17 protein-coding genes are annotated in these 17,552 nt (G+C 68.6%); 10 read left to right on the top strand and 7 right to left on the bottom strand.

Annotated elements, in window-relative coordinates; all coding sequences use genetic code 11:
- Positions 1-198: 198 nt before the first annotated feature.
- The 5 genes from DW307_RS04045 to DW307_RS04025 all read left to right on the top strand — a co-directional run bounded on the left by DW307_RS04045 (position 199) and on the right by DW307_RS04025 (position 5,675).
- Positions 199-1,068, top strand: coding sequence for a sugar phosphate isomerase/epimerase family protein (locus DW307_RS04045; RefSeq protein ID WP_136024042.1), 870 nt, complete (start codon positions 199-201; stop codon positions 1,066-1,068).
- Positions 1,069-1,257: 189 nt separating this feature from the next.
- Positions 1,258-2,760 (top strand): sugar ABC transporter ATP-binding protein, encoded by a 1,503-nt coding sequence (locus tag DW307_RS04040; protein ID WP_021198325.1) that lies wholly within the window; start codon positions 1,258-1,260, stop codon positions 2,758-2,760.
- The gene (locus DW307_RS04035) at positions 2,760-3,794 is read left to right on the top strand and encodes an ABC transporter permease (protein ID WP_029258495.1); all 1,035 of its coding nucleotides are present in this window, start codon (positions 2,760-2,762) and stop codon (positions 3,792-3,794) included. The genes DW307_RS04040 and DW307_RS04035 overlap by 1 nt, the downstream gene beginning before the upstream one ends.
- 155 nt (positions 3,795-3,949) lie before the next feature.
- Positions 3,950-4,951, top strand: a complete 1,002-nt coding sequence (locus DW307_RS04030; protein ID WP_021198327.1) for an ABC transporter substrate-binding protein — start codon at positions 3,950-3,952, stop codon at positions 4,949-4,951.
- 142 nt (positions 4,952-5,093) lie between these two features.
- Positions 5,094-5,675: a VOC family protein gene (locus DW307_RS04025; protein ID WP_029267782.1), complete on the top strand. Its 582-nt coding sequence runs from the start codon at positions 5,094-5,096 to the stop codon at positions 5,673-5,675.
- Positions 5,676-5,690: 15 nt separating this feature from the next.
- Here the strand turns inward: DW307_RS04025 and DW307_RS04020 are convergent, their stop codons facing one another.
- The 7 genes from DW307_RS04020 to DW307_RS03990 all read right to left on the bottom strand — a co-directional run bounded on the left by DW307_RS04020 (position 5,691) and on the right by DW307_RS03990 (position 11,947).
- Positions 5,691-5,987, bottom strand: a complete 297-nt coding sequence (locus tag DW307_RS04020; RefSeq protein WP_240750478.1) for a putative quinol monooxygenase — start codon at positions 5,985-5,987, stop codon at positions 5,691-5,693.
- Positions 5,988-6,069: 82 nt separating this feature from the next.
- The gene (locus tag DW307_RS04015) at positions 6,070-7,041 is read right to left on the bottom strand and encodes a phosphotriesterase family protein (RefSeq protein ID WP_136024038.1); all 972 of its coding nucleotides are present in this window, start codon (positions 7,039-7,041) and stop codon (positions 6,070-6,072) included.
- Positions 7,041-8,000: a shikimate dehydrogenase family protein gene (locus tag DW307_RS04010; protein WP_136024036.1), complete on the bottom strand. Its 960-nt coding sequence runs from the start codon at positions 7,998-8,000 to the stop codon at positions 7,041-7,043. The genes DW307_RS04015 and DW307_RS04010 overlap by 1 nt, the downstream gene beginning before the upstream one ends.
- A complete protein-coding gene (locus DW307_RS04005; protein WP_136024034.1) occupies positions 7,997-9,004 on the bottom strand; it encodes a phosphoglycerate dehydrogenase in 1,008 nt (335 codons plus the stop codon). Before DW307_RS04005 ends, DW307_RS04010 begins: the two co-directional genes overlap by 4 nt.
- Complete coding sequence (xylB, locus tag DW307_RS04000; RefSeq protein ID WP_136024032.1) at positions 8,980-10,470, bottom strand: xylulokinase; 1,491 nt, start codon at positions 10,468-10,470, stop codon at positions 8,980-8,982. The genes DW307_RS04005 and xylB overlap by 25 nt, the downstream gene beginning before the upstream one ends.
- A gap of 9 nt (positions 10,471-10,479) precedes the next feature.
- On the bottom strand, positions 10,480-11,055 hold the full coding sequence (locus DW307_RS03995; protein WP_021200322.1) for a glucose-6-phosphate isomerase family protein: 576 nt from the start codon (positions 11,053-11,055) through the stop codon (positions 10,480-10,482).
- A gap of 355 nt (positions 11,056-11,410) precedes the next feature.
- Entirely contained in the window at positions 11,411-11,947 is a 537-nt protein-coding gene (locus tag DW307_RS03990) for a CGNR zinc finger domain-containing protein (RefSeq protein WP_021200323.1), read from the bottom strand.
- A 39-nt stretch (positions 11,948-11,986) separates the two neighbouring features.
- Here DW307_RS03990 and DW307_RS03985 point away from each other — a divergent pair, with 39 nt between their 5' ends.
- Genes DW307_RS03985 through DW307_RS03965 form a run of 5 tightly spaced genes read left to right on the top strand, consistent with a single transcriptional unit; the run spans position 11,987 to position 17,327 of the window.
- Complete coding sequence (locus tag DW307_RS03985) at positions 11,987-13,024, top strand: EamA family transporter (protein ID WP_136024030.1); 1,038 nt, start codon at positions 11,987-11,989, stop codon at positions 13,022-13,024.
- A gap of 34 nt (positions 13,025-13,058) precedes the next feature.
- Positions 13,059-13,766: a GntR family transcriptional regulator gene (locus tag DW307_RS03980; RefSeq protein WP_240750476.1), complete on the top strand. Its 708-nt coding sequence runs from the start codon at positions 13,059-13,061 to the stop codon at positions 13,764-13,766.
- The gene (locus DW307_RS03975; protein ID WP_136024029.1) at positions 13,763-15,289 is read left to right on the top strand and encodes an MmgE/PrpD family protein; all 1,527 of its coding nucleotides are present in this window, start codon (positions 13,763-13,765) and stop codon (positions 15,287-15,289) included. Before DW307_RS03980 ends, DW307_RS03975 begins: the two co-directional genes overlap by 4 nt.
- Positions 15,289-16,191 (top strand): methylisocitrate lyase, encoded by a 903-nt coding sequence (prpB, locus tag DW307_RS03970; RefSeq protein ID WP_136024027.1) that lies wholly within the window; start codon positions 15,289-15,291, stop codon positions 16,189-16,191. Before DW307_RS03975 ends, prpB begins: the two co-directional genes overlap by 1 nt.
- 2 nt (positions 16,192-16,193) lie before the next feature.
- Entirely contained in the window at positions 16,194-17,327 is a 1,134-nt protein-coding gene (locus DW307_RS03965; protein WP_029267762.1) for a bifunctional 2-methylcitrate synthase/citrate synthase, read from the top strand.
- The last annotated feature ends 225 nt before the right edge of the window (positions 17,328-17,552 follow it).

Below are 17,552 nucleotides of genomic sequence, written 5' to 3'. Positions count from 1 at the left end.
CATCTTTGTCTTCATCGTCGCCGCGTCGGTCGGGGCTCCTGACCACGTCGGCGGCCTCAGGATATCGGAGGAGTTGCAACGTGCCAAGAAAGTTCTTGACAGGGCTCGCCCGCCCGACGTAGCGTGACTCGCACACCGGGGTTGGCACGTGCCAACCGCGGACGGCGACGGTGCCGCACACCCGCTGGGAGAGGTCTCATGAACATCGGCTGCCACGGGCTCGTCTGGACGGGGAACTTCGATGCCGAGGGCATCCGTCTGGCGGTGCGCAAGACCAAGGAGGCGGGTTTCGACCTCATCGAGTTCCCGCTGATGGACCCGTTCTCGTTCGACGTCTCCGTCGCGAAGGACGCGTTGGAGGAGTACGACCTCGCCGTCAGCGCCTCGCTCGGACTCTCCGAGGCGACCGACGTCACCAGCTCCGACCCCGTGATCGTCGCGGCCGGCGAAGCCCTGCTCCTGAAAGCCGTCGACGTGCTCGCGGATCTGGGGGGTCAGCATTTCTGCGGGGTGATCTACAGCGCCATGAAGAAGTACATGGAGCCGGTGACGGCCGAAGGGCTCGCGAGCAGCAAGGCCGCGATCGCGCGGGTCGCCGACCATGCCGCCGAGCGTGGGGTCTCCGTCGCGCTCGAGGTCGTGAACCGCTACGAGACCAACGTGCTGAACACGGCGAGGCAGGCTCTGGAGTATGTCGCCGAGGTCGATCGGCCGAACCTCGGGATCCACATCGACACGTACCACATGAACATCGAGGAGTCGGATATGTTCGCGCCGGTCCTCGATGCCGCCCCCGCCCTGCGCTACGTGCACATCGGCGAGAGCCACCGTGGCTATCTCGGGACCGGGACGGTCGACTTCGACACGTTCTTCAAGGCGCTCGGCCGCATCGGCTACGACGGTCCGATCGTCTTCGAGTCGTTCTCGTCGGCGGTCGTCGCCCCCGACCTCAGCCGCATGCTCGGCATCTGGCGCAACCTCTGGAACGACAACGTCGAACTCGGCGCCCACGCGAACGCGTACATCCGCGACAAGCTCGTGGCGGTCGAGTCGATCCGCCTCCACTGAGTCGGAATCCCGCCGGGGGAGCATCGGAAGATCAAGATGTCATTACAGGTCTTCCCCATCCGGCCGTCATTAGATACATTTAGATACAACTTGCGCTGCCCGTAGCGTAGGACGCAGAATTGATCCGATGTTTGCGACGGAATGATCCGTCGACGTCGAAGCAGAACCTTCAAGGAAGCAGGTGAGCGCATGAGTGGACCCATCCTCCGGGTCGAGGGGATCAGCAAAGGATTCCCCGGCGTGCAGGCGCTGAAAGACGTGCACCTCGAGGTGCACGCCGGCGAGGTGCTCGTGCTCGTGGGCGAGAACGGCGCGGGAAAGTCGACCCTGATGAAGATCCTCTCCGGGATCTACACCAAGGACGAGGGCACGATCACGTTCGAGGGTCAGGAGGTCGAGCTCACGAGCCCCCTCCAGGCGCAGGAGCTCGGCATCACGATCATCCATCAGGAACTCAATCTGATGCCCGATCTGACCGTGGCGCAGAACATCTACGTGGGGCGAGAGCCCACCACGGGGCCGTTCCTGTCGGAGCGCAAGCTGAACGCGCAGACCGCCGACCTGCTGCAGCGCCTCGACATCCACCTGAACCCCCGTCAGCTCGTCGGCGAGCTCACGGTGGCCGAGCAGCAGATGGTCGAGATCGCCAAGGCGCTGTCCTTCAACGCCAAGGTCCTCATCATGGACGAGCCCACCTCGGCCCTCACCGACACCGAGGTCGAGACGCTCTTCGTGCTGATCGAGCAGCTCAAGGCGCGCGGCACCGGGATCGTCTACATCTCGCACCGCATGGACGAGCTGCGCCGTCTGGCCGACCGCGTGACCGTCCTGCGTGACGGCACATACATCGGATCACTCGACAAGTCCGAGATCACCATCCCGACGATCATCGAGATGATGGTCGGGCGTGTGATCGACGAGGGGACCCGCCCCCAGGCCCGCGAGCACGCGAACGACCCCGTGGTCCTCGAAGTGCAGGGTCTGTCGACCAAGAGCCTCTTGAAAGACGTCTCGTTCCAGTTGCACAAGGGCGAGATCCTCGGCTTCGCCGGGCTCATGGGCGCCGGTCGCACCGAGACCGCCCGTGCGGTCATCGGTGCCGACCACCGCGACAGCGGCACGATCGCCATCGACGGTCGCGCGGTGCGCATCGCCCAGCCGGCGGATGCCGTGCACCACGGTGTCGGATACCTCTCGGAGGACCGCAAGCTCCTCGGACTCATGCTCGAGCAGGACGTGACGTTCAACACCGTGCTCGCCTCGCTCGGCTCCTACGCCAATGCGATCGGCTGGATGGGCGACAGCAAGGCGAAGAACCGTACCAAGGAGTACGTGCAGCAGCTGCGCGTGAAGACGCCATCGGTCAACCAGGTCGTCAAGCTCCTCTCCGGAGGGAACCAGCAGAAGGTCGTCATCGCCCGGTGGCTGATGCGCGACTGCGACATCCTCATCTTCGACGAGCCGACCCGAGGGATCGACGTCGGCGCGAAGGAGGAGATCTACCGCCTCATGCAGCAGCTCGCTGACGCAGGCAAATCCATCATCGTCATCTCATCCGAGCTCCCGGAGATCCTCCGTGTGGCGAACCGCATCGCGGTCTTCGCCAACGGTCGCATCACCGGGACGCTCCGCAACGAGGAAGCAAGCCAGGAGAAGATCATGCAACTCGCAGCCCACGGGGAGGAAGACTGATGAGCGCTCCGCAGCAGCCCGGATCGTCGACGACGACGATCATCCAGACCGCCGTGAACGAGAACACGGACAAGAGGGACGTCGGGGCGTTCCTGAAGCGTCAGTTCCAGCAGTCGCTGGCGTTCGGCACGCTCATCGTGCTGATCATCTTCTTCTCGATCGCCAGCCCCAACTTCTTCACCTTCAGCAACATCGCGACCGTGCTGCTGTCGACGGCCGTCATCGGCATCCTCGCCCTCGGCACCACCTTCGTCATCATCACCGGCGGCATCGACCTGTCGATCGGCACCGGGATGGCGCTCTGCGCCGTGATGACGGGTGTGTTCGTGACGAACATGGGGCTCCCGGTGTGGGTCGGCGTCATCGGCGGCATCCTGACCGGTGTGCTGATGGGACTCGTCAACGGCGTGAACATCACGTTCCTCCGGCTTCCTCCGTTCATCGCCACCCTCGCGATGATGATGATCGCCGGCGGCCTCGCCCTCGTGATCTCGGGGGTCGCACCGATCTACTTCTCCACCTCGGCCCCCGACTTCAAGAAGATCGCCCTCGGCGTGATCATCCCCGGCATCCCGAACGCCGTGCTCGTCACCGCCGTGCTCGCGATCATCGCATACCTCGTGCTGTCGAAGACGCTGCTCGGCCGCTACACGTTCGCGATCGGATCGAACGAAGAGGCCACGCGCCTCTCGGGCGTCAACACGCGTCGCTGGACGATCCTGATCTACATGTTCGCCGGGGCGTTCACCGGCGTCGCGGGCATCGTCATCGCCTCCCGCCTCGACTCGGCCCAGCCGCAGATCGGCACCGGATACGAACTGCAGGCGATCGCCGCGGTCATCATCGGCGGCACCTCGCTGCTGGGCGGACGCGGATCGATCCTCGGCACCGTGATCGGCGCGCTCATCATGAGCGTGCTCGTGAACGGCCTGCGCATCATGTCGATCCAGCCCGAGTGGCAGAACATCGTCGTCGGCGTGGTCGTGCTGCTCGCGGTGTTCCTCGACTCGCTCCGCAACAGACAGCGCACCTGAGACCTGGACGGCGGCGAAACCCGTGCCCGTCGTCGTCCTCCGGCTCCGGCCGGCTCCGCGGAGACATCCGCACAGGCACCTGGAATGTCCACAGCGCCGGCCCGTCCGGCATCCACACAGAACAAACCGAGCCGTACCCAAACAATGGAGTTTTCATGAAATTCGGGAAGAAGACCGCACTCGTGGCCCTCGTGGCCGCATCCGCACTGGTGTTCGCCGGCTGTGCCGGCGGTGGCGGCGACGTGATCGAGGAAGGCTCGAGCAGCGGCGGCAGCAACGACGGCGAGATGTACATCGCCATGGTCTCGAAGGGCTTCCAGCACCAGTTCTGGCAGGCCGTGAAGAAGGGCGCAGAGGACAAGGCGAAGGAGCTCGGCGTGAAGATCACGTTCGAGGGCCCCGCAGCCGAGACCGAGATCGCCGGCCAGCTCGAGATGCTGACCGCTGCGATCGACAAGAACCCGGACGCCATCGCCTACGCCGCCCTCGACCCCGAGGCGTGCGTCGCTCCGCTCGAGCAGGCCAAGGCGAAGGACATCCCCGTCGTCTACTTCGACGCCCCCTGCAACGGTGACGTCGGGCTCAGCCTGTCGGCCACCGACAGCAAGGTCGCCGGTGCGCTCGCTGCCGAGCACATGGCCGACCTGATCGGCGGCGAAGGACAGGTCGCGATCGTCGGCCACTCGCAGATCAACTCGACCGGTGTCGAGCGTCGCGACGGCTTCGTCGACAAGATCAAGGCGGACTACCCCGACATCGAGATCGTCGACATCCAGTACGGCGACGGCGACCACCTCAAGTCGGCTGACATCGCCAAGACCCTGATCGCGGCACACCCCGACCTCAAGGGCATCTACGGCACCAACGAGGGCTCGGCCATCGGCGTCGTGAACGCCGTGAACGAGCTGGGCCTCGAGAAGGGCAAGATCACCATCGTCGGCTTCGACTCCGGTGCCGCACAGATCAACGCCATCAAGGACGGCACCATGGCCGGTGCCATCACGCAGGACCCGATCGGCATCGGTGCCCAGGTCGTGCAGGCCGCGTACGACGCCGCCAACGGCAAGGACGTCGAGAAGTTCTACGACACCGGTTCGTACTGGTACGACAAGAGCAACATCGACGACCCGAAGATCGCGGCTGTGCTCTACGAGTGACACCGCATCCATGAAGAAGCCCCTCACCTTCTGGTGGGGGGCTTCTTCGCGTTCGGGGCCGGCATGGGGCGGCGTTCGACGATCGAGGACAGAATCTGTCCGGGGTGGCTGTCAGAGTGATCGCGACGAAAGGACACACACCATGAGCAGCACTCCCGCCCTCCCGGCAGGATCGAACACCATCAACCCCTTCCTCATGACCGACGACGCGGCCCGCATCATCGACTTCGTGATCGAGGTCTTCGGGGCGACCGACGTTCCCGAGGCCCGCACCGTCGACACCGACGGACTGATCCTGCACTCAGAGTTGCGCATCGGCGATTCCGTCATCACTGTCGCCGACCGCAAGCCCGACTGGCCCTTCACTCCCGGATTCCTCCAGGTGTACGTCGACGACGTCGAGGGAACGCTCGCACGAGCCGTCGAACTCGGCGCCCGTATCGTGACCCGGCCGACCGACTTCTTCGGAGATACGTTCTCGCGCTTCGCCGACCCCTCGGAGAATCTCTGGTGGGTCTACGCCCATGTTCCGCAGGATCAGACGGGGGATGCCGACGGAGCGGACGTTGCCACGTGGAACGGATCTACGGACGGTGGAGAGGCCGAAGGGCACGATGCCGCCGAAGACGACTGGTCGAGTTTCACCTCGCCAGAGCTCGAGTACATCCACGAGAGCCTTGTGGAGGCGATGGCAGCCCTGCGGGATCCCCGGCTCGATCGCTGAACGGCGTCGCAGCCGTCAGAGGCGGCGGAGGAAGGTGAGCTGCGACGTCGGCTCGACGATGAGCTCCTGCAACGCCGCGTTGAAGGGGACTCCGGCGGGGGCGGCGATGTGCGCCTGGAAGGCCGCCTCGTCGCGGTAGACCTCGTAGACGAAGAAGCGGTCGGGGTCGTCGACGAGCCGGGTCGCATCGAAGACGACGTTGCCCTCCTCCGCGCGCACGACCTCCGCGAAGTCACGCACCAGGGCGGCCACGCGATCGCCGGCTCCGGGCTGGGCGGTGAACGTGGCGTGCAGGATGGTCGGCTCGGACACGGTGTCTCCTCGGGGGTGTCGGGGGTGGAAGCGGATGCTCATGGCCATGCTCGTGCTCAGGGCGCGGATCAGGGCGAGGGGATCAGGGCGAGAGGGTCAGCAACCGCGCCGGGGTGGACACGAGCATCCGTTGCACGGCCTCGTCTCCCACGGCCGCGCGGAGGCGCGGGAGGTAGCGGTCGCCGAGGTAGGCGAGTCCGGGCATGCCGCCGTACGCGATGTACCTCGTGCGCCGGGCGACGTCGCCGCCGAGCACGATCCGGTCGCCGGCGCCACGCTCGACCACCGCGACGGTCAGGGCGAGCAGCTCGGCGTCGGAGCGGGTGCGCGGACGCGCGAAGCCGTCGTACCCGAGGTGGGCACCGCGTTCGGCGAGCGACGCGTGCAGCCCGGGGTCGGGGTCGCGGTCGGCGTGCGCCAGCACGACACGGTCGGCGGACACGCCCTCGGCCCCGAGCAGGTCGAGCACCTCGTGGGCTGCCGTGCCGAACTCCAGATGCACCATGACCGGGGCGCCCGTCGCGCGGTGCGCCTCGGCCACGGCGATCAGGGTGGTGCGCTCGAACGGGCTGATGCGCCAGTAGTCGGCGCCGCCCTTGAGGAGACCTGCGCGCACGGGGCTGCCATCGGGTGCCGCGGCGAGGGGCGCCTCGGGTGTCTCGAAGATCTCCCCGTCGTCGGCGGGCATGCCGCGCATGATGTCGGCGATGAAGAGGGCGGCCAGACGGTCGGCGGTCCACACCTGCATCGGATGGTCCGCGCCGTAGTGGGCCTCCCGGTGTCGTCCGGTCGTCGCGACGATGTGCAGTCCGGTCGAGACGCTGATCCGGGCGAGGGCTGCGGGGTCGCGCGCGAGACCGAACGGCGTGGCATCCACCATCGTCTCGAACCCGCTCGCCTGCAGCAGGGCGGCTTCTTCGCCCGAGGCCTTCTCGTCGTCGAGTTCGTCGCCCGGCAGCAGCGGAGTCACCTGGAACAGGTGCTCGTGATAGTCCACCCGCCCGAGGAGCGCAGGGGCGATGTCGCCGAGCACGGTCCGGACGACGGCGGGCATCAGCGCACCGACTCCGCGGCCTCGGCGAGCCGTTCGACGACGTCGGGCGTGAGGTCGAGCTCGAACACGTCGGCCACCACCTGCGACCAGCCATGGATGAAGTAGCGCCACCCGTCGACCACGTGCAGCCCGCGGGCGGATGCCTGAGCCTCGGCCTGGTGCAGGAACTCGAGCGAGCCGCGGTAGTTGAACTCCCATGCGTACGCCCCCTCGGGGAACACCACGGCGTCGGTCAGGGGCGAGCCGGGGCGGTCCTTGCCGAGACCGGTCGCGTTCGCGATCACCGATCCTGCGGGGGCCGCAGCCACCAGGGCATCGGCGTCTGCGGGGGTCGCCGTCACGACGTACTCGATCAGGCCCTCGCGGGTGCCGTGCTGACGGTGCACCTCGCGCAGGTGGTCGAGCTTGTCCTGTGTGCGGGCGGTGACCGTGATCTTCGACGGGGCGTCGGCCCGCTCGGCCAGTGCCCAGCTCAGCGCGGTGCCCGATCCACCGGCCCCGAGGATCACGACCGCACCGCCCGTTCGAGCGAAGTGATCGGCGGGAAGGAAGTCGTTCAGGGCCAGGTCGACGGTGATCGGATCCTTCGCCCGCCCTGACAGGACCGTGCCGCGCTTCGCGATGCTGGAGATCTCGGAGCACGACACCGCGAACGGGTCGAGCTCGTCGAACAGGTCGGATGCCGCGGCGTACACGTTCATCTTGTGCGTGGTGACGAGCGCGCCGCGGTGATGGGGGTCGTCGCGGATCTGCTCGACCATGGCGCGGTACTGCTCGGGCTCGGCATCCATCGGCAGGTCGTGGCCGACCAGGGTGCGCGTCGGCAGGTCCAGGATGTCGGCCCACAGGGGGAAGACCTTCATGATCGACGACGACGCGGTGGTCACCCCGACGAAGCCCATGTAGTCGGCGGATGCTGGAGCGTGTGCGGTGGCGACGACGTCGGCGGTGGTGGTCATCGGGTCTCCTCGGGGACGGCGACGGGGACGGGGCTGGGGACGGGGTGGGCGGGCTCGGCGCCGGAGAGGACCGCGATCACGTCAGCGAGCGACAGGGACCCCATGTTGTCGACCGCCTGCGTGGTCTGTGCGCCCAGGTGCGGGGTGACGATCACGCGGTCGGCGAGTTCCGGCGCGAGCAGCGGGCTGTCGTGCGCCGCGGTATCGCCGTCGAGGGTGTCGGCCGCGTAGCCGGCGAGGATGCGGTCGTGCAGCGCCTGTGCCACGGCGGCTTCGTCGATCAGGTCGCCGCGGGCGGTGTTGACCAGCACGGTTCCCGGTCGCATGCCGGCGAGGCGCTCGGCGTCGACGAGCCGCTGCCCGCCCGGAGCGTGCAGGGTGATCACGTCGGCCGCGCGGAACAGGTCGCCGAGCGAGACGGGCTCCGCACCCCGCGCCCGCACGACATCGTCGGGAAGGAACGGATCGGCCGCCAGCACGCGCGGTCCGAAGCCGCTCAGCCGTGCGGCGACGCCCTGGCCGATGCGCCCGAAGCCGACGATGCCGACCGTGGCGGCGCCGAGCTCGCGACCACGCCGCACACCCCAGTCGCCCGCGCGCACGCGGCGGTCGCCGTCGGGCACGAAGCGGAGGGCGGCGAGCATCAGTCCGACCGCATGGTCGGCGACCGCGTCGGCGTTGGCACCGGGGGTGTTGGTCACCGGGATGCCGCGGTCGCGCGCAGCGTCGAGATCGACGGACTCGGTGCCGACACCATAGCGGGCGACGACCTTGAGCTTCGGGGCCGCGGCGAGATGCGCGTCGGTGACGGACCCGGTGCCGGCTATCCAGGCGTCGGCACCGTGCAGCAGCGACCGCAGCTCGTCGAGGTCGTGGTGGGCAGGCCCGTGCAGGATGCGGTGACCCGCCTGCGCCGCGCGCTCGACCAGGTCGAGGTCGCCGTCGGAGAACGAGCGGCTGGTGACGAGGATGACGCCCATCAGCGCGGCCGTCCGGCGAACCACGGCGCGAGAGTCGTGTAGGCGTCGGCGAAGCGGGCGTGCCGCTCGGCATAGACGGCGTGACGTGCCGCATCCGGAATGAACTCGGCCGTGACCTCGCTCAGGGCGCGGGCGGCCGAGAAGTCGGTGAGGCCGAGCCCGACCGCGGCGGTCACCGCGGCGCCGAGGCTGTTCGCCTCTTCGACGATCGTCCGGCGGCGCACGGGCACACCCCACACGTCGGCGAGCACCGAGAGGTACACGTCGCTCTGAGCTCCGCCGCCGACCGCGTCGATGCGGTCGATCACGGCGCCGGCTTCGCGGAACGCCTGGATGCAGCTGAGCAGGTTGAACGCGGTGCCCTCCAGCACGGCCCGCACGAGGTGCGCCCTGGCGTGGTGGCGGGCGAGGCCGACGAATGCGCCCCGCGCCTCCGGATCCCACATCGGAGAGCGCTCGCCGAGCAGATAAGGGAGGAAGTAGAGATCGTCGGTGTCGACGTCGGCGGAGGCCTCGGCCGTCAGTCGTCCGGTCTCGGGGTGCGCAGGATCGGGGGAGAGGGCCTCGGCGATCCACTGCACCGAGGCGCCGCCGGCCTGCATGGTGGCGGTCGGCACGAACGAGCCTGGCACGACGTTGTCGAATGTGAAGGTACGCATCGCAGGGTCGTGCAGCGGGGCGTCGGCCGCGAACGAGATCCACGACGATGTGCCCAGGCAGACGTAGGGGCCGTCCTCCGGCGCGACGACACCCGAGCCGACGGCGGCCATCGGGCCGTCGCCGCCGCCCATCACCACACGCACGCTCGCGGGGAGGCCGAGGGCGTCGGCTGCGGCATCCGTCAACGTGCCGGCGATCTGCGTGGATTCCAGGATCTCGGGGAACAACGCCGGGTCGAGGCGCGCAGCCTGCAGCACCTCGTCCGACCACGTGCCCGCGGCCTGGTCGTAGGCGTTCGTGCCCGACGCGTCGGAGCGATCGGTCGCGAGGCGCCCGGTCAGGCGTAGCACGATGAAGTCCTTCGCGACGCAGACGCGTCGCACGCGCGCCCAGGTGTCGGGCTCGTTGTCGCGCACCCACATGACCTTCTCGACGGAGTAGGTGGGGTTGAGGCGGTGGCCCAGGATGCCGTAGGCGCGTTCGGCGCCGATCGCGGCCTCGAGCTCGCGCTGCTGCGCGCCGGCCCTGGTGTCGGCCCAGATGATCGCCGGGCGTGCGGGCTCACCATGGGCGTCGAGCAGCACGGCACCCATCATCTGGCCGCTCACCACGAGTCCGGCGATGTCGGTCGGGGCCGTGCCGGTGCGGGCGATCAGATCGCGCGTGGCGGCGACGACCGCATCCCACCAGTCGGCGGGATCCTGCTCGGCGACCCCGCCCGCGGCGAAGTGCGCGGGGTAGGGGACGGTGACCGAGGCGACGAGACGGCCGTCATCGTGGTGCAGCGACGCCTTGTTCCCGGTGGTGCCCAGGTCATGCGCGATGATCATGGCCGGAGCCTATTCCGCGTAGGGACGCAGGTCGACGCCGGAGGCTCCGCGGTAGGCGCGCGAGCCCATGCCGTGCTCCAGCACCCAGCCGTAGTCGTGTCCTGCTCCTCCCGGGTACACCGCGAGGAAGGCGTAGGGCTCGTCGCCGGTGTTCACGGAACGGTGAGCCCAGCCCGGAGGGATGTAGCCGATCGTGCCAGGGAGCATGTCGAGCCACTCGGTGCGCTCGCCGTCGAACATCAGCAGTCCGCCCTGCCCCTTCAACGCCAGGTAGATCTCGCCCTGGTGGTCCGGGTGCTGGTGGCCCTTGGTCATCCAGAGCTCGCCGGAGGTGTCGCCGGGCATGATCGTGGTGATCGACTGCGGCAGCTCGCGGTCGATCTCGGGCACGGGGGAGCTGACGACCGTGTAGACCACGGGGTTCTCGCCGGCCGATGCCGCAGCCCAGGCATCTGCGTCGAGGAAGAGCCCCTCGAGGTCGGACATCCGCCGGGTGAGGGTCGGGCCCTCGGGGGAGAGCGTGAGCTTCTCGGCGTCGAAGGCGATCGCCATCGGAGAGATCGGCGGGGTATGGAACTCGGGCATCGGTGCTCCTCGTAACGGTGCTGCGGCGCTGCGCAACCTGTAATGACAGGTTCACTGTACCTGTTATGACAGGTGGCGTCCAGAGCGGATCGCTCCCGCGCGCGATCCGCGGCGCGCATCTGCGCGCGGTGCGGTGGTCGGCGGCGGTCCTCCGGTCGCGGTTGGTGCCGGCTGCTGGTCCTCCGGGCGCAGGTGGTGCCGGTTGCTGCTGCTCCGGGCGCAGATGGTGCCGCCTGATCGGGAAAAACCCGGCAGGAAGTGCGACCGGAACGCGGGGGCCACGCGCGACCGGAACGCGGGGTCAGCCGGGGCCGGAGCGCGCAGCCGGGGGGAAGGCGTCGGAGTCAGTGCCGGGTCACTCGGCCGCGAGCCTCGCTCGGTAGGCGGCGACGGCGTTGCGGTTCGCGCACGTGGTCGAGCAGTACCGCTTCGAGCGGTTGCGCGAGAGGTCGAGGGCGATCGATCGGCAGGTGTCGTCCTCGCACACGGTGAGACGCGACCCCTCGTCGGCGCGGATGACGTCGATCAGGGCCATCGCGGTCTCGATCAGGATGCGCTCGGCGAAGGGCTGCTCGTCGGCGACGGCGTGCAGGTGCCAGTCCACGCCGTCATGCCGGCGCAGAGCCGGGGTGAGGCGTGATTCCGCAAGGGCGTCGTTGACGTGGGCGGCCATCTCGTCGCGGGGTGCCAGCAGCATGGTGCGCAGGCGTGGACGCAGCTCGCGCAGCGACGCCACCTCGAGCTCGTCGCGGTCGAGGCGCCCGGTGTACGGGAACTCGCGGAGGAACGTGTCTTCATCGTCGAGGTCGGTCAGTGTGTCTGGCTGTTCGGCGGAGTTCACCAGCCAGACGGCGGACCGCAGCGCCTCCTCCGTGTCATCGGTGAAGATCATGTTGACATCTTACAGCGCGCGCGAGTAGCGTCATCGATCATGAGCACGGTGAGCAGTGACAGGGCTGTCGCTTCCGCCCGCGGGATGCGCCTCGGGCTGCCGCTGGCGATCGCCGCGGCTTTCGCCTTCGGAATGTCGGGTGGATGGGCGCGCGGGCTCATCGATGCGGGATGGACGCCCGGTGCCGCGGTCACCGCGCGCATCTGGGTCGCCGCGCTCGTACTGCTGATCCCCGCGATCCTGTCCCTGCGCGGACGGTGGGGGCTGCTGCGGCGCAACGCGGGCATGATCCTCGCCTATGGACTGCTGGCAGTCGCCGCGACCCAGCTCTTCTACTTCCAGGCCGTCGCGGTCATGGATGTCGGACTGGCGCTGCTCATCGAGTACACCGCTCCGATCGCGGTGCTGCTGTGGCTCTGGTTGCGGCGGGGGGAGCGTCCGACACGACGGAGCATCATCGGTGCGGCCATCGCCTTCGTCGGACTGGTGCTCATGCTCGACATCCTCACCGGCGCCGACGTCAACGTGGCCGGCATCCTGTGGGCGCTCGGGGCCATGGTGGGGGCGGCGACGTACTTCGTGCTCTCGGCCAAAGCCGACACGGGGCTGCCGCCGATCGCTCTCGCCGGCAGCGGTCTGCTGCTCGGCGCGCTCGGGCTCACCGTGGCCGGCGCGATCGGTGTGCTGCCGATCCGGTGGACGACCGACGACATCGCCTACCGGTTCGGCAGTGTGCCCTGGTTCGTGCCGGTGCTGGCGATGGGCGTCGTCGCGACCGCGCTCGCGTACCTGCTCGGCATCGCCTCGACGCGGATGCTGGGGTCGCGACTCGCCTCGTTCGTGGCGCTCGCCGAGGTGGTCGCCGCGCTCCTGTTCGGCTGGCTGCTGCTCGGACAGCTCCCCGACCTGCTGCAGGCTCTCGGTGGCGTGCTGGTGCTCGTGGGTGTGGTGGTCGTCAAGCTGGGCGAACCCGCGGCGCCGGAGTTCGTGGAGCCGGTGCCTGTGGGGCCGGTGCCTGTGGAGCCGATGTCCGCGGCCGATAATGTATACGGGAAGCGGGCTGAGGAAGAGTTCTGAGCCCGCAGCCTGGCTTTATGTATACACTGAGGGCATGACCATCGCCGTCGAACGCACCTCCGCGAGTGATCGTGCGTACGCGGCCCTGCTCGACGACATCCAGTCCGGCACGCTGGCAGCCGGCGTCGTGCTCGGCGAGGTCGAGCAGGCCGAGCGGCTGGGCGTCAGCCGCACGCCGATGCGCGAAGCGCTCCGGCGCCTCATCGCCGACGGGCTCGTCGTGCAGCAGTCGCCGCGGGTCACCGTGGTGGCGGGTCTCGATGCCGACGACATCCGTTCCCTCTTCGAGATCCGCCGCGCCCTCGAGGAGAGCTCCGCCCGTCTCGCCGCCGCCAGAGGAGACGCGCAGCTCTTCGCGGCACTCGCGGACGAGTTCGCACACGTCGATCTCGACGCCGTCGAGGGACGCGACGCGTACTACGCCCTGATCGCCCGCTTCGATGCCGCGCTCGATGCGGCCGTCGCCAACGACTACATCGCCTCGGCGCTGCGCACCGTGCGCACGCACCTCGTGCGCGTGCGTCGGATGGCCCGCGACAAGCCCGCCCGCCTCGCCGCCTCCGCCGCAGAGCACCGCACCATCGCCGAGGCGCTCGCCGCGCGCGACGGCGACCTCGCCGCCCACGCCACGCACGTGCACCTGCACAACGCGCTCGCCGGCATCCTCGATTCGCTCGACCCCCGCACCACCGTCGACCCCCGCACCACCGTCGACCCCGCACCAGTGAAGGATAAGAAATGACTGTCACCCACCACGTCCGCGTGCACCGCAGCGACGAGAACCTCGCCAGGGAAGACCAGCTCGCCTGGAAGATCGCCCAGGTCGCCGCCGATCAGGTCGAGGTCGAGCAGGACGTCGTCGACATGATCATCAACCGCATCATCGACAACGCCTCGGTGGCGGCGGCCTCCCTCACCCGCGGCCCGATCAACGCGGCCCGCGCGCAGGCGTTCAGCCATCCTGTCTCCACCGGCGGCGTCGGAGCGAACCTCTTCGGTGCCGCCCTCGACCACCGCACCAGCCCCGAGTGGGCGGCCTGGGCCAACGGTGTGGCCGTGCGCGAGCTCGACTATCACGACACCTTCCTCGCGGCGGAGTACTCGCACCCCGGCGACAACATTCCGCCGATCCTCGCCGTCGCACAGCACACCGGCAAGGACGGCCGGGCGCTCGTGCGCGGCATCGCCACCGGCTACGAGATCCAGATGGACCTGGTGCGCGCGATCTGCCTGCACAAGCACAAGATCGATCACGTCGCCCACCTCGGCCCGTCTGCCGCGGCCGGCATCGGCACCCTCCTCGGGCTCGACGTCGAGACCATCTACCAGGCCGTCGGCCAGGCGCTGCACACCACGACCGCGACGCGTCAGAGCCGCAAGGGCGAGATCTCGACCTGGAAGGCGCACGCTCCGGCCTTCGCCGGCAAGATGGCCGTCGAAGCCGTCGACCGGGCGATGCGCGGACAGACCAGTCCCGCCCCGATCTATGAGGGCGAAGACGGTGTGATCGCCTGGATGCTCGACGGCAAGGACGCGGCGTACGACGTGCCGTTGCCCGCCGCCGGCGAGCCCAAGCGCGCGATCCTCGACTCGTACACGAAGGAGCACTCGGCCGAGTACCAGGCGCAGGCGCTCATCGACCTCGCCCGCAAGCTCGGCATCGAGAACCCGGCGCTGCGCGACCCCGCGAACATCGATCAGATCGTGATCCACACCAGCCACCACACCCACAACGTGATCGGCTCCGGCGCGAACGACCCGCAGAAGTACGACCCGACCGCTTCGCGCGAGACACTCGACCACTCGGTGCCGTACATCTTCGCGGTGGCGCTGCAGGATGGCGGGTGGCACCACGTCGACTCCTACGCCCCCGAGCGCGCGGGCCGCGCCGACACCGTCGCGCTGTGGCACAAGATCACCACCGCCGAAGACGCCGAGTGGACCCGCCGCTACCACTCGGAGGACCCGGCAGAGAAGGCGTTCGGCGGTCGCGTCGAGATCCGCCTGACCGACGGCTCGACAGTGGTCGACGAGATCGCCGTGGCCGACGCGCACCCGCTGGGAGCACGCCCGTTCGCCCGCGAGAACTACATCGCGAAGTTCCGTCTGCTGGCAGAGCCCGTGCTCGAGCCGGCCGAGATCGAGCGGTTCCTCGCCCTCGTGCAGCGTCTGCCCGAGCTGACGGCTGCCGAGGTCGGTGAGCTGTCGATCGTCGCGAAGCCCGGCCTGCTCGAGGCCGCACCCACGCCGGCAGGACTGTTCTGATGCTGTATTCCACCGTCACCCCCGCCGAGAAGCGGCGGCTGTTCCGTGAGCGGCTCGCGAGCGGTGAACTGCTGCGCTTCCCCGGCGCGTTCAACCCCCTGAGCGCCCGTCTGATCGAGCAGAAGGGCTTCGACGGCGTCTACATCTCCGGCGCCGTGCTCTCCGCCGACCTGGGGCTGCCCGACATCGGCCTGACCACGCTGACCGAGGTCGCCGGACGCGCGAAGCAGATCGCCCGCATGACCGACCTCCCCGCGATCGTCGACGCCGACACCGGCTTCGGCGAGCCGATGAACGTCGCCCGCACGATCCAGGAGCTCGAGGACGCGGGCCTGGCCGGCACGCACATCGAGGACCAGATCAACCCGAAGCGCTGCGGCCACCTCGACGGCAAGGCCGTGGTCGACGAGAACACCGCGATCAAGCGCATCCGTGCCGCCGCCGACGCCCGTCGTGACGAGAACTTCCTCATCATGGCGCGCACCGACATCCGGGCGGTCGAGGGGCTGGACGCGGCGATCGACCGCGCGAAGGCCCTGGTGGATGCCGGTGCCGACGCGGTGTTCCCCGAGGCGATGCGCACGCTCGCCGAGTTCGAGGCCATGGCCGAGGCGCTCGACGTGCCGATCCTGGCGAACATGACCGAGTTCGGCAAGAGCGAGCTCTTCTCGGTCGACCAGCTGCGCGACGCGGGAGTGAACCTGGTCATCTGGCCGGTGTCGCTGCTGCGCATCTCGATGGGGGCTGCGGGCCGCGCACTGGATACTCTGAACGAGGAGGGGAATCTGACCTCGAAGCTCGGCGAGATGCAGCATCGCGCCGATCTCTACGATCTGATCGACTACGAGTCGTACAACCACTTCGACTCCGGCGTCTTCAACTTCACCATCACGAAGGAGTGACCATGACCGAGCCGGACATCAAGAAGGGCCTCGCGGGAGTCGTCGTCGACACGACCGCGATCTCGAAGGTCAACCCCGAGACGAACAGCCTGCTGTACCGCGGCTACCCGGTGCAGGAGCTGGCCGACACGCAGCCGTTCGAAGCCGTCGCGTACCTGTTGTGGAACGGTGAGCTGCCCACGCCCGAGGAGCTCGCGGCGTTCCGGTTGGAGGAGCGGAAGCACCGTGCGCTGGCCGACAACGTCAAGACCGCGATCGATCTGGTGCCGTTGGATGCGCACCCGATGGACGAAGTGCGCACCGCGGTCAGCCTGATCGGTGCCTCCGATCCCGGTGCCGGCGGCTCCGTGCTCGATGCAGGCGGCAGTCCGGAGCAGAACCTCGAGCGGAGCATCCGCCTGTTCGCCGCCCTCCCGGCGATCGTCGCCTACGGTCAGCGTCGCCGTCGTGGACAGGAGATCATCGCGCCGCGCGACGACCTCGACTACTCGGCGAACTTCCTCTGGATGACCTTCGGCGAAGAAGCGGACGACGTGGTGGTCGACGCGTTCAACCGCTCGATGATCCTGTACGCCGAGCACTCCTTCAACGCCTCGACGTTCACCGCGCGCGTGATCACCTCGACCCTGAGCGACATCTACTCGGCGGTGGTCGGTGCGATCGGCGCTCTCAAGGGCCCGCTGCATGGTGGCGCCAACGAAGCCGTGCTGCACATCTTCGATGACATCGGCACAGCCGACAACGTGGTGCCGTGGCTCGACAAGGCGCTCGCCGAAAAGCGCAAGATCATGGGCTTCGGGCACCGCGTCTACAAGAAGGGCGACTCTCGGGTGCCGACCATGAAGGCCGCGCTCGACACCCTCGTGGAGCACTACGACCGCCCCGAGGTCGCCGCTCTCTACGATGCGCTCGAGTCGGAGTTCGTCGCGCGCAAGGGCATCTACCCGAACCTCGACTACCCCTCAGGGCCCGCGTACAACCTGATCGGCTTCGACACCCTGACCTTCACGCCGCTGTTCGTCGCGGCGCGGGTGACGGGGTGGACCGCGCACGTGATCGAGCAGGCCGGGGCGAACGCGTTGATCCGTCCGCTGTCCTTCTACGACGGCCCGGACGAGCGGCACGTCTCCGCCTGAGCTCCGCGTTCCCATCGCCTGAATGGCTCCATCTCCGCCCGGGATGGAGCCATTCGCGCGATTCGGGGCTGTAGCGTGCCGGCAGCCCGGGGTCAAGCGGATGCGCCGGGGAGCGCGACGGGAGTAAGACCGTATCCGGGACGAACGCGCGTCCCGGACGAAGGAGGGTCCAGGTCCGCATCCGACACCACCGTCAAGGAGGTCCGCTCGCTCGTTCCCGCACGC

Source organism: Microbacterium sp. K27 (assembly GCF_004794435.1).
Lineage (GTDB): Bacteria > Actinomycetota > Actinomycetes > Actinomycetales > Microbacteriaceae > Microbacterium > Microbacterium maritypicum_A.
Note: the sequence above shows the minus strand (reverse complement) of the source record. Positions and strands in the feature narration are given on the sequence as shown.

Coding starts and splice junctions, on each gene's coding strand:
- DW307_RS04045 (WP_136024042.1), top strand. CDS start 199: ATGAACATCGGCTGCCACGGGCTCGTCTGGACGGGGAACTTCGATGCC.
- DW307_RS04040 (WP_021198325.1), top strand. CDS start 1,258: ATGAGTGGACCCATCCTCCGGGTCGAGGGGATCAGCAAAGGATTCCCC.
- DW307_RS04035 (WP_029258495.1), top strand. CDS start 2,760: ATGAGCGCTCCGCAGCAGCCCGGATCGTCGACGACGACGATCATCCAG.
- DW307_RS04030 (WP_021198327.1), top strand. CDS start 3,950: ATGAAATTCGGGAAGAAGACCGCACTCGTGGCCCTCGTGGCCGCATCC.
- DW307_RS04025 (WP_029267782.1), top strand. CDS start 5,094: ATGAGCAGCACTCCCGCCCTCCCGGCAGGATCGAACACCATCAACCCC.
- DW307_RS04015 (WP_136024038.1), bottom strand. CDS start 7,041: ATGCCCGCCGTCGTCCGGACCGTGCTCGGCGACATCGCCCCTGCGCTC.
- DW307_RS04010 (WP_136024036.1), bottom strand. CDS start 8,000: ATGACCACCACCGCCGACGTCGTCGCCACCGCACACGCTCCAGCATCC.
- xylB (WP_136024032.1), bottom strand. CDS start 10,470: ATGATCATCGCGCATGACCTGGGCACCACCGGGAACAAGGCGTCGCTG.
- DW307_RS03995 (WP_021200322.1), bottom strand. CDS start 11,055: ATGCCCGAGTTCCATACCCCGCCGATCTCTCCGATGGCGATCGCCTTC.
- DW307_RS03990 (WP_021200323.1), bottom strand. CDS start 11,947: ATGATCTTCACCGATGACACGGAGGAGGCGCTGCGGTCCGCCGTCTGG.
- DW307_RS03985 (WP_136024030.1), top strand. CDS start 11,987: ATGAGCACGGTGAGCAGTGACAGGGCTGTCGCTTCCGCCCGCGGGATG.
- DW307_RS03980 (WP_240750476.1), top strand. CDS start 13,059: ATGACCATCGCCGTCGAACGCACCTCCGCGAGTGATCGTGCGTACGCG.
- DW307_RS03975 (WP_136024029.1), top strand. CDS start 13,763: ATGACTGTCACCCACCACGTCCGCGTGCACCGCAGCGACGAGAACCTC.
- prpB (WP_136024027.1), top strand. CDS start 15,289: ATGCTGTATTCCACCGTCACCCCCGCCGAGAAGCGGCGGCTGTTCCGT.
- DW307_RS03965 (WP_029267762.1), top strand. CDS start 16,194: ATGACCGAGCCGGACATCAAGAAGGGCCTCGCGGGAGTCGTCGTCGAC.